Annotated in this window: 10 protein-coding genes and 1 tRNA gene; 5 read left to right on the plus strand and 6 right to left on the minus strand. The window is 67.3% G+C overall.

Annotated elements, in window-relative coordinates:
• Positions 1 to 163: 163 nt before the first annotated feature.
• Positions 164 to 679 carry a peptidylprolyl isomerase gene (locus D7V93_RS28980; protein WP_120612649.1) on the plus strand — a complete coding sequence of 172 codons (516 nt, stop codon included), beginning with the start codon at positions 164 to 166 and terminating at the stop codon, positions 677 to 679.
• Positions 680 to 745: 66 nt separating this feature from the next.
• Here the strand turns inward: D7V93_RS28980 and D7V93_RS28985 are convergent, their stop codons facing one another.
• Positions 746 to 1582: a slipin family protein gene (locus D7V93_RS28985; RefSeq protein ID WP_120646473.1), complete on the minus strand. Its 837-nt coding sequence runs from the start codon at positions 1580 to 1582 to the stop codon at positions 746 to 748.
• Positions 1579 to 2967, minus strand: coding sequence for an NfeD family protein (locus tag D7V93_RS28990; protein ID WP_372338355.1), 1389 nt, complete (start codon positions 2965 to 2967; stop codon positions 1579 to 1581). Before D7V93_RS28990 ends, D7V93_RS28985 begins: the two co-directional genes overlap by 4 nt.
• A gap of 231 nt (positions 2968 to 3198) precedes the next feature.
• Between D7V93_RS28990 and D7V93_RS28995 the strand changes: the two genes are divergently transcribed.
• Together D7V93_RS28995 and D7V93_RS29000 are read left to right on the plus strand one after the other, a co-directional pair.
• Positions 3199 to 3414 carry a hypothetical protein gene (locus tag D7V93_RS28995; protein ID WP_120646475.1) on the plus strand — a complete coding sequence of 72 codons (216 nt, stop codon included), beginning with the start codon at positions 3199 to 3201 and terminating at the stop codon, positions 3412 to 3414.
• A gap of 220 nt (positions 3415 to 3634) precedes the next feature.
• Positions 3635 to 5227: an amidohydrolase gene (locus D7V93_RS29000; RefSeq protein WP_120646476.1), complete on the plus strand. Its 1593-nt coding sequence runs from the start codon at positions 3635 to 3637 to the stop codon at positions 5225 to 5227.
• A gap of 13 nt (positions 5228 to 5240) precedes the next feature.
• Here D7V93_RS29000 and nhaR read toward each other — a convergent pair whose 3' ends face one another.
• On the minus strand, positions 5241 to 6140 hold the full coding sequence (gene nhaR / locus D7V93_RS29005; RefSeq protein WP_120646477.1) for a transcriptional activator NhaR: 900 nt from the start codon (positions 6138 to 6140) through the stop codon (positions 5241 to 5243).
• A gap of 123 nt (positions 6141 to 6263) precedes the next feature.
• Between nhaR and D7V93_RS29010 the strand changes: the two genes are divergently transcribed.
• Together D7V93_RS29010 and D7V93_RS29015 are read left to right on the plus strand one after the other, a co-directional pair.
• Positions 6264 to 7064: a sigma-70 family RNA polymerase sigma factor gene (locus tag D7V93_RS29010; RefSeq protein WP_120646478.1), complete on the plus strand. Its 801-nt coding sequence runs from the start codon at positions 6264 to 6266 to the stop codon at positions 7062 to 7064.
• A gap of 90 nt (positions 7065 to 7154) precedes the next feature.
• Positions 7155 to 7227, plus strand: a tRNA-Phe gene (locus D7V93_RS29015).
• Positions 7228 to 7305: 78 nt separating this feature from the next.
• Here the strand turns inward: D7V93_RS29015 and D7V93_RS47745 are convergent.
• The 3 genes from D7V93_RS47745 to D7V93_RS29030 form a co-directional block, all read right to left on the minus strand.
• Complete coding sequence (locus D7V93_RS47745; protein WP_120646479.1) at positions 7306 to 7578, minus strand: hypothetical protein; 273 nt, start codon at positions 7576 to 7578, stop codon at positions 7306 to 7308.
• A 77-nt stretch (positions 7579 to 7655) separates the two neighbouring features.
• On the minus strand, positions 7656 to 8885 hold the full coding sequence (locus D7V93_RS29025) for a type II toxin-antitoxin system HipA family toxin (RefSeq protein WP_120646480.1): 1230 nt from the start codon (positions 8883 to 8885) through the stop codon (positions 7656 to 7658).
• Positions 8882 to 9151 (minus strand): helix-turn-helix domain-containing protein, encoded by a 270-nt coding sequence (locus tag D7V93_RS29030; protein ID WP_120646481.1) that lies wholly within the window; start codon positions 9149 to 9151, stop codon positions 8882 to 8884. The genes D7V93_RS29025 and D7V93_RS29030 overlap by 4 nt, the downstream gene beginning before the upstream one ends.
• Between the last annotated feature and the right edge of the window lie 595 nt (positions 9152 to 9746).

A 9746-nucleotide genomic window follows, 5' to 3' on the forward strand; every position in this document is an offset into this window, starting at 1 on the left:
CGCGGGGCGGGGGGAAGGTGACGGGATTTGTTCCGCAGCGCACGCGGACGGTGCTAGCTGCTGCCTTCGCGACGGTCGTGTCTGGTACGTCCCGGCACGAACCGCCCAGCATCGCGTTGATCTTCAAGCCTCTGGCTCAACCCGCACCGTGGAGCACGTGAACATGGCAAACACCAAGGTCTTCTTCGACATGACGATCGGTGGAGCGCCCGCCGGCCGTATCGTGATGGAGCTGTTCTCCGACGACGTTCCCAAGACCGCCGAGAACTTCCGCGCCCTGTGCACGGGTGAGAAGGGCGTGGGCCGCAGTGGCAAGCCGCTGCACTACAAGGGCTCGGCCTTCCACCGCGTCATCACGCAGTTCATGTGCCAGGGCGGCGACTTCACCGCCGGCAACGGCACGGGCGGCGAGTCCATCTACGGTGAGAAGTTCGAGGACGAGAACTTCAAGCACAAGCACACGGGCCCGGGCTTCCTGTCCATGGCCAACGCCGGCCGCAACACCAACGGCTCGCAGTTCTTCCTCACCACCGTTCCGACGCCGTGGCTCGACGGCAAGCACGTCGTCTTCGGCAAGGTCGTCGAGGGCATGGACGTCGTGAAGAAGATCGAAGCCGTGGGCTCGCAGTCCGGCGCGACGCGCCAGCCCGTGGTCATCGCGGACAGCGGTCAGCTGTAGTCCACGGCCGTCCCTCCGACGCGAAGAGGTCCACCCGTGCATCACGCGCGGGTGGACCTTTGTCGTTCACGACAGGCCATGCCCGGGCGAGGCGTCCTCGTCCTCCTCCTCGCGCTCGGTCCGTGAGCCCTCGGGCCGGGAGGGCCGGGCGGTCATCGCGCTGACCGTGCGCAGCAGGTCCAGGGGGATGGGGAGGATGGTGTGGTTGCCTCCGCCGGTGATCTCCACCAGCGTCTGCAGGTAGCGCAGCTGGAGGGTGGCGGGGTTGCGGCTGATGACCTCGGCGGCCAGCGCGAGCTTCTCGGCGGCCTGGTGTTCGCCCTCGGCGGCGATGATCTTCGCGCGGCGCTCGCGCTCCGCTTCGGCCTGACGTGCGATGGCGCGCTGCATCTCCAGCGGCAGGTCGATGTGCTTCACCTCCACGTTGGAGACCTTGACGCCCCACGGGTCGGTGCGCGCGTCCAAGACCTGTTGAAGCTCGTGGTTGATGCGCTCGCGCTGGGACAGCAGCTCGTCCAGCTCCACCTGACCCAGGATGGCGCGCAGCGTGGTCTGGCCAATCTGGCTGGTGGCGTAGAGGTAGTCCTCCACCTGGAGCACGGCCTTGTCCGCCTGGATGACGCGGAAGTAGACGACGGCGTTGACCTTCACGCTGACGTTGTCCTTGGTGATGACGTCCTGCGGGGGCACGTCGCGCGCCACGGTGCGCAGGTCGATGATGACCATCCGTTCGATGAAGGGGATGAGCCAGCGGAAGCCCGCGCGCTTGAGGCCCACGTAGCGGCCCAGCCGGAACACGACGCCGTTCTGGTACTCGGTGACGATGCGCACGCCGGAGATGAAGAGGAGGAACAACAGGGCCAGGGGAATGACGAATCCCAGGGCGCCGAACAGGTCGTTCATGGCATCGCCTCCGTGACGGTGAGGGTGAGCCCCTCCACGGCGCGCACCACGACGCGGGCGCCCTCGTGGATGGGTTGGAAGGACACGGCGCTCCAGCGCTCGCCGTGGACGAACACCTCGCCGCCCGAAGGCGTGACGGGCCCGAGCGCCGTGCCCGCCTCCCCGACGAGCCCCGCGTCACCGCCCCGTTGCGGCAGCTTGCGCGTCTGGGCGCTGCGGTACGCGACGAAGGCCGCGGCCCCCGCGAAGAGCAGGGCGGTGGGCAGCATCACGGCCCACGACGGCCGGAAGGATGGCTCCACGAACCAGCCGGGCTCGAAGCGGTCCACCAGGAACACGCCACCCAATATCAACAGGCCCGTGCCCGCGGCGCCCAGCAGTCCGCTGGTGACGAAGAGCTCCGCGATGATGAGCCCCAAGCCCACGAACATCAGCACCAGCGCGCCCGAGCGCACCGGCAGCGTGGCCGACGCCACCAGCGCGAGCACCAGCGCCACCGTGCCCACGAGGCCTGGCGCCACCGCGCCCGGATGGGACAGCTCCACCACCAGCCCCAGCGCCGCGACGAGGAACAGCAGGTAGACGATGGACGGCTGCGCGAGCGCATGCACCACGCGCTGGGACAGCCCCGGCTCCAGCGACACGATGCGGGCCTCCCGCGTGGAGAGCATCACGGTGTCACCGTCCGCGACCTCCACGCGGCGACCGTCCACGGCGGTGAGGAACGCGGCCTCGGTGGGGGCGACGAGCTCCACCACGCGGAGTTCCACGGCGCGGTCGGCGGGGACGCTGGCGCTGTCGCGCACGGCCGCCGCGGCCCACTCGGGGTTGCGGCCCCGCTGGCGGGCGATGCCCTCCGCGAAGGCGACGGTGTCGTTCTCGATCTTCCGGGCAAGCTGTTCGCCGCCCACCTGATCCACGTCCTCGCCCCGAGCCCCCACCGGGTGCGCGGCGCCGATGTTCGTCCCGGGCGCCATGGCACTCACGTTCGACGCGAGCGCGATGAAGACGCCCGCGCTGCCGGCATGCGCGCCGGACGGGCCCACCCAGACGAGCACGGGGACGTGGGAGCCCAGGAAGGCACGCACGATGGCGCGCGTGGCATCCAGTGAGCCGCCCGGGGTGTCCAGCCGCACGAGCAGCGCCTGGGCTCCCTGCTCTTCGGCGCGCTTCACGCAGTCCGCGAGGTACGCGCCCGAACCGGCATCCACCACGCCCTCCAGCTCGCACCGCGCGATGAGGGGCGAAGAGGTCGCGGGGGCCGCCGAAGCGCAGAGGCCCAGCAGGAGGAAGGCGCAGAGCACCATCCAGCCCCAGCGCCCACGACGGTGTCGGGCCTCCGCGAAACGGAAGGGCTCTGACGCTCTGTCGACGTGCTCGCTCATGCCAGCCGCTTCCTTCCGGTGCGCACGTCCACCCGCACACGGACTTCGCCAACGATGTGCACCGGGTCCGGAGAAGACAGGGCCGCGAAGCCGAGGGCCTGGAGGGCTTTCGGCCAGGGAGGGCCCGGGGTCCTGCCTGCGCATCCAGTGGTGGACGTTGCAGGGGATGCGCGTTGCCGGGGGAAGACGCACCTCCCTAGGGTCGGCCTGTCGAACATCCCAGGAGGTTTCATGCGCCGTGCCGTGCTGCTCATCGCTGCTCTGGGCCTGACCGCTGGAGCGGTGGCCTGCAAGACCACCCAGCCTCCCGGAACGGAGGACCAGAATCCCATCCAGGGCCCGGACACGGCTCGCGAGCCCACCCAGAACGTTCCCAGCGAGCCCGCGGGCCCCGCGGGTCCCCTCAACGCACAGGACGTGGACGGCGGCACCCCTGAAGCCGGGTAGTGACCGCTCCCAGGGCTTCCGTGACCGGACGCGAGGAGCGCGTCCGGCCATGAGCTCCCAGTGCCCCTGATGGGCGGTGTGCTCCTTGCGTGACACGTGACCCACGTGACACGTGCCCACCGCGCGAACGGGGTTTCCTCCTGGAACACGCGTGCCCTACGGTCCGGGCCCGGCGGCGCGTCCTGACGGGCGAAGCAGGCGCGACTCCAGGAGGCACACGGTGGAGAGCACGGTCTACAGGGCGGAGCGGGTGTGGACGTTGGATCCGGAGCGTCCGCGCGCGGAGGCGCTGGCGGTGCGCGACGGGCGGGTGCTCGCGGTGGGGACGCTCGCGGAGGTGCGCGCCGCCGCAGGCTCGGGCACGCGCGAGGTGGACCTGGGCGCGGCCACGGTGGTGCCCGGCCTGGTGGACGCGCACGCGCACCTGCACGGCCTGGGGCGCAGCCTGACGACGGTGCGGCTGGAGAAGTCGCCCTCGGTGGAGGACGTCCTCCAGCGGCTGTCGCGAGCGCCCGCGTCGAGCTTCCAGGGGGACTGGTTGCTCGGCAAGGGCTGGGATCAGAACGAGTGGCCTGGCGCCGCGTTCCCGGGCCGCGCGGAGCTGGATGCGCGCTTCCCCGCGACGCCGGTGTTCCTCACGCGCGTGGATCATCACGCGGCCTGGGTGAACGGAGAAGCGCTGCGCCGCGCGGGCATCACGCGGGACACGCCGGATCCGGAAGGCGGCCGCATCCTCAAGGACGCGAGGGGCGAGCCCACCGGCGTGCTGGTGGACAACGCGATGGACGCCGTGGCCGAGGCGATGCCCGCACCCACTCCAGCGCAATTGGAGACAAGGCTGCGCGCCGCGCTGGAGCGCTGTGCCCAGGTGGGGCTCACGGGAGTGCACGACGCCGGCATGGACCTGGGTGCCTTCCGCATGCTGCAGGCCTGGGACGCGGCGGGGACGCTGCCCCTGCGCGTGTACGCGATGGCCGCGGGCCAGGGCGACGAGCGCCACGCCTACCTGGAGCAGGGCCCCTGGCAGGGCCGTCACCTGTCGATGCGCGCGGTGAAGTTCCTGGCGGACGGAGCGCTGGGCAGCCGGGGCGCGGCGCTGCACGAGGACTACAGCGACGAACCCGGCCAGCGGGGCCTGTTGCTGCTCGCGCCCGAGGAGCTCGAAGCGCGGGCCCAGGCCTTCATGGCCCGGGGCTTCCAGGTGTGCATCCACGCCATCGGGGACCGCGCCAACACGCTGGTGGTGGACGTGCTCCTGCGCGGCGCGGAGCGGACGGGGACGAAGGCCCTGCGCCACCGCGTGGAGCACGCGCAGATCCTCCGGCTGGAGGACATCCGGAGGCTGGGCGCCGCGGGGCTGGTGGCCAGCGTGCAGCCCACTCACGCCACCAGCGACATGCGCTGGGCGGAGACGCGGCTGGGGCGCGAGCGGCTGAAGGGCGCCTATGCGTGGCGCACGCTGAAGGACGCGGGCGCGCACCTGGCGCTGGGCAGTGACTTCCCCATCGAGAACCCGGACGTGCTCGCGGGGCTCTACGCGGCGCGCACGCGGCAGGACGCGAAGGGCTGGCCCGAGGGCGGCTGGTGGCCGCACGAACGCCTGAGCGCGGCCGAGTCCCTGGAGGGCTTCACCGTGGGGCCCGCGTGGGCCTCCTTCGAGGAGGCGAGGCGCGGCAGGTTGAAGCCCGGCCTGGACGCGGACTTCGTCGCGCTGTCGGCGGATCCGCTGGAGGGGCCCGCGCCCGCGCTGGTGGACGCGCGCGTGCTGGCCACGGTGGTGGCGGGCGCGGAGGTGTTCCGGGCGACCGGGTGATGCGACCTGGGCTTCAACCGCCGAAGATGTGCGAGCGCGCGGCCTCGGCGATGGCGACGACGGCGGGGTGGCGCAGGCGGCGCTCCACGGTGATGGCGTAGAAGCACTGCTCGATCTCGTCGGTGTGCCCGATGGCGGTGACGTTGAACTGCCGCTGCACCTCTTCGTCGATGATGGAGGGCATGGCGAAGATGCCGTGGCCCTTCTGTCCGAAGGCCTGGAGCAGGGCGCTGTCGTCGAAGTCGCCGGCGATGACGGGCACGATGCCCCGGCGCTCGAACCACAGGTCCAGCGAGCGGCGCACCGAGGACTCCTCGGACGGCAGCAGCATGGGCGCGCCGTTGAGGGACTGGGGGAAGTCCTTGCGCAGGTGGGCGAGCGACGCGGCGGCGAAGAACGTCACGCCGCACTTGCCCAGCAGGTGGTTGAACGACCGGACGCTGACGGGCTCGGAGCCGGGCGCGTCCGCGAGCACCACGTCCAGCTCATGCAGCGCTAGCGACGCGAGCAGCTGGGGCAGGGGGCTCTCGCGACAGATGATGCGCAGCGAGGGGCCGGCGTCGAGCGCGGGCTTGAGCAGCTGCTCGGCGACGAGCTTGGGGATGACGTCCAGCACGCCCACGTTGAGGCGCAGCTGCTGCCCGGTGGGCAGGCCGGAGACGACGTTCTTCAGCTCGTTGCCCAGGCGGAAGATCTCATCCGCGTAGCGCATGACGGTGCGGCCCACGTCGGACAGGACGAGCTTGCGGCCCTTGCGCTCGAAGAGCTGGTGGCCCAGCGACTCCTCGAGGAGCTTGATCTGCGTGCTGATGGTGGGCTGGGCGAGGTGCAGCTCCTCGCTCGCCTTGGCGATGCTGCCCGCCCGCGCAACCGTCCAGAAATACAGGAGATGGTGGTAGTTGAGCCACGCCATGACTTAGGAATAACCGAAGGGATTCATCCAAACTAGCTTATTTTTTTATGAGTGCTCCCCACTTATCTCTACGCCTGTCACCGCGCGATGGGTGTGCGGAGGACTGATTGGGGAGGTGCGTTCATGGAAGCCATCTACGAGGAGCGCGTGTCCACGGTGGAGGGTGTGGAGGGCGATGTGGATGCCGCGGAAGTGGAGTCTCGGGTGCGGGGGCACCTGGAGCTGGTCCGGCGTCTGGCGTGGAAGTACCGCTGGACGGGCTTGTCGCTGGAAGAGCTGGTGTCGGAAGGCAACGTGGGCCTGGTGGAGGCGGCGCGCCGCTTCGAGGAGCGGGGCGTACCGTTCGGTGCGTACGCGCAGCAGTGGATCCGCGCGCGCATCCGGGCCTACGTGTCGCGGACCTGGAGCGTGGCGGGTGGCCGGGCGCCCTGGATCGTCTTCCAGCTCCGGCGGGAGCGGGCGCGGCTGGAGGCCCGGTGGGGTGAGGGTCACCCGGAGGTGCTGAAGCGGCTGGCGGAGGCGCTGGGCAAGCGGGAGGAGGAGGTGACGCGGGGGTCGGAGGCGCTGGGCAAGGACGTGTCGCTGAACGCGCCGCTGGGGTGGGACGGCGACGTGACGCAGCTGGACATGCTGGAGTCGGACCTGGACTCGCAGGAGGACCTGGCGGACCGGGACGTGTGGGCCCAGAAGCTTCACCGGAGCGTGGCGGAGGCCTGGCCGGAGCTGGACGCGCGGGAGCAGGCGCTGGTGAAGGAGCGGATGCTGGTGGAGGACGGGGTGAGCGCGGAGCTGCTGGCCCGGCGCTTCGGGGTGACGGCGGTGCGCATCCGGCAGATCGAACAGGGGCTGCGCCAGAAGCTGCGCCAGCGGCTGACGGCGGGGTGCACGGCCTGGGACGGCGAAGCCCTGCGGCTGGCGGCCTGATCGCTGGGGGAGGGACAGGGCCCGTGGAAAGAGGTTGACGGCAGGAGCAAGGACCCGTAAATCGGCGCTGCCGTTCGCGTTGCGCAGCACGCCCAAGTAGCTCAGTCGGTAGAGCAGGGGACTGAAAATCCCCGTGTCGGTGGTTCGATTCCGCCCTTGGGCACAGAGTGAAGAACTTGAGGGCCTTGAACTTCGGTTCAAGGCCCTTTGTTTTTCCCATGCTCTCACCTGACAGCGTTGCTCAGCCGAGTTGAGCAACCGGGTAGCCTCGGTGAGTAAACCAGCATGCGGCGTCGCGCGAAGCGAGGGCAGAGAGCGCGAGCTTGATGCCCAGGCGGAGGCAGGTGCGCGTGCGCCACTTGCGTGGCAGCGCCTTCAGCTTGCTCCATGCCGGCTCGATGGGGCTGTAGGGCGGCAGGAAGACAACCCGGGCGCCGCGCGACTCGATGGCGTCGATGCCCTGGAGCGTGAGCGCGCCAATCACCGTCGTCACGCGGCCTCGGTTGCGCGGCACCGCCTCTCCGTAAGGCGCTTGCCCAGAGGAGCATGCCCGTGCGTGCAAGTCATGTCCGTATCGCTGTGAGTGGGAACTCAGCCTGCGGCGAGTTCGTTGCGGCGCTTCTCCAAAGTCCGCGACAAATGTTCCGTCTTTTGCGAACCAAAACCAATCTCATCAAGGCGCCCAAGCCACGGTTTCGCGCTCTCCACGAGTTCATCCAGCATCTTGGTCACCGCAACTTCCTTCACTCCGAAACGCTTCCCGAATTCAATGAAGTGCGAGCGCTTTAAGTTGTCGTCGCGCCCCTCGAACTTCAAAGCCATGCGTCGGTCGCCATAGGGAAGTGTAGTAAGCACATCATAGGCGGGTGATAGTCGGAACCCTCCGGCGGGTCCATCCGCAAGGACGCTCACGTTCTTCGCGTGGAGATCGCCGTTGGCGATGAGGTAGCTGAAGGCAACTAAACGGAGGAAGCGGGCCATCTCGGGTATGGGAGCCAAGCAGGTGTCTTGCAGCCCTTTCGCAATTTCCGAGCAATGAATGCGATACTTGTCCGCCGGATAGCGATTCAGGAACTGGCACGCGTCTTCTTGGGCGATCCGGAGCAGGCGTTTCTCATCCTTGGACCAACGCCGGTCGAACCTCTCGACACTCAGCCCTGGATTGCCCGCTCGATCCCGAATCAAATGTGTGGTGGCAGTCACCAGACCACAGGACTTCGCCATCCGCATGAAGAAATCCTCATTTTCTATGAGGCGCGGCTTTTTGGGAGGATTCAGTTTCAGGATGTAGGCGAACCGACCCGCTGGCTTGAGAGGGAACGAAATAGTGGAGGCGGAAACTTTTTCCTGTACTCCCGCGATCACGGGTTCGTGCATCTCCCCGGTTTGGGAAAGACTTTGTTCAAAGAGTTCGGTGAAGAGAACCTCCTCGGCTTTCAGGGGAGCCTCCGGCAAACTGTCACTTTCGAACGTCTCACCACTTGGGCGCACTGACAGGTTACCCACCGTATCGATGCCCGAGGCGATGAGCAGACTGAGCATGTCATCCTCGGAGGTCTTCACCCGCTGAACTAGTGCCTGAAGCCTCAATCCTTCGGGCAATAAGCCAGCGAAGTAGGGATGAAGGTTGTAGCCAAGGGTCTCTGCCTGGCGCTGTGAATAAGGAAGGTGGGTGGCAACTCCCCCGACTTGGGTCTTGTGCTGCTCAAAGAACACATCATTGTATTCGAAGACGGAGCCATTCGGGGTTCGAGTGATAGCCCCAACCTGAGTCGCTTCACGCCAGACCTCGGCGACCTGAACATCCGTAGGGCGCTTCATCGCAGCCGCTCACTGACGCCCATGCGTTGCTTCCCTGGTTCCAAGGTTAGCTGAAGGCCCAGGACTTCCAGAACGTCAACGAGTTTATCCAGCCGCAGTGTGGGCTTCTTTCCCGCCTCCAAGTCGTAGATGAAGACGGGCCCACAACCGGCCAGGACACTCAAATTGTTCTGAGTCAAGCCGAGTGCCTTGCGCTGTTTTCGAACCGCCTCTGCTAGGGGCTGCAACCAGGAGGAAGGGGCATCATCGTGCTGAGCCTGCTGCATGGTTTCCGATTCCTGAATAAGAGTCCTTCATCAAAAATCCATCTGCTCGCGTGGAATCTAGTTCCTCCTACTGACATCCGCCATTTCTAGGCTGGTGGCCGAGTACATTTTCAATGGGACCGCGAGGATTCCGAATGGAAACAGGGGGATTCGGCGGTTGATCCCCATAGTTTCCATTCGATCACGAAGATTCTGAGTGGAAACCCCCCTGTTTCCAGGACCTAATCCCCCGGTTTCTATGGGACCGCGAGGATTCCAAGTGGAAATGGGGGGATTCGGCGATTGATCCCCATGGTTTCCATTCGATCACGAAGATTCTGAGTGGAAACCCCCTGTTTCCAGGACTTAATCCCCCGGTTTCTATGGGACCGCGAGGATTCCAAATGGAAACGGGGGGATTCGGCGATTGATCCCCATGGCTTCCGTTCGATTACAAAGGCCAGCTACCAATCGACCGACAGCCTCTAGTCCTACAGTTGTAGTTTGGAAGAGACCGCAGTCGCCCTCCGGTTGAAGAAACATGAGGGGGAGGAGCGGGATTTCCCATGCAGCCACCATCCGCCGTCGAAGCGCAGGCACCGGAAGTCCGCTTGGT

This window comes from Corallococcus llansteffanensis, from assembly GCF_003612055.1.
Lineage (GTDB): Bacteria > Myxococcota > Myxococcia > Myxococcales > Myxococcaceae > Corallococcus > Corallococcus llansteffanensis.

What these genes read in the sequence shown, in the direction of transcription:
- D7V93_RS28980 (WP_120612649.1), top strand. Translation starts at nt 164, where the DNA reads ATGGCAAACACCAAGGTCTTCTTCGACATGACGATCGGTGGAGCGCCC.
- D7V93_RS28985 (WP_120646473.1), bottom strand. Translation starts at nt 1,582, where the DNA reads ATGAACGACCTGTTCGGCGCCCTGGGATTCGTCATTCCCCTGGCCCTG.
- D7V93_RS28990 (WP_372338355.1), bottom strand. Translation starts at nt 2,967, where the DNA reads ATGAGCGAGCACGTCGACAGAGCGTCAGAGCCCTTCCGTTTCGCGGAG.
- D7V93_RS28995 (WP_120646475.1), top strand. Translation starts at nt 3,199, where the DNA reads ATGCGCCGTGCCGTGCTGCTCATCGCTGCTCTGGGCCTGACCGCTGGA.
- nhaR (WP_120646477.1), bottom strand. Translation starts at nt 6,140, where the DNA reads ATGGCGTGGCTCAACTACCACCATCTCCTGTATTTCTGGACGGTTGCG.
- D7V93_RS29010 (WP_120646478.1), top strand. Translation starts at nt 6,264, where the DNA reads ATGGAAGCCATCTACGAGGAGCGCGTGTCCACGGTGGAGGGTGTGGAG.
- D7V93_RS29025 (WP_120646480.1), bottom strand. Translation starts at nt 8,885, where the DNA reads ATGAAGCGCCCTACGGATGTTCAGGTCGCCGAGGTCTGGCGTGAAGCG.
- D7V93_RS29030 (WP_120646481.1), bottom strand. Translation starts at nt 9,151, where the DNA reads ATGCAGCAGGCTCAGCACGATGATGCCCCTTCCTCCTGGTTGCAGCCC.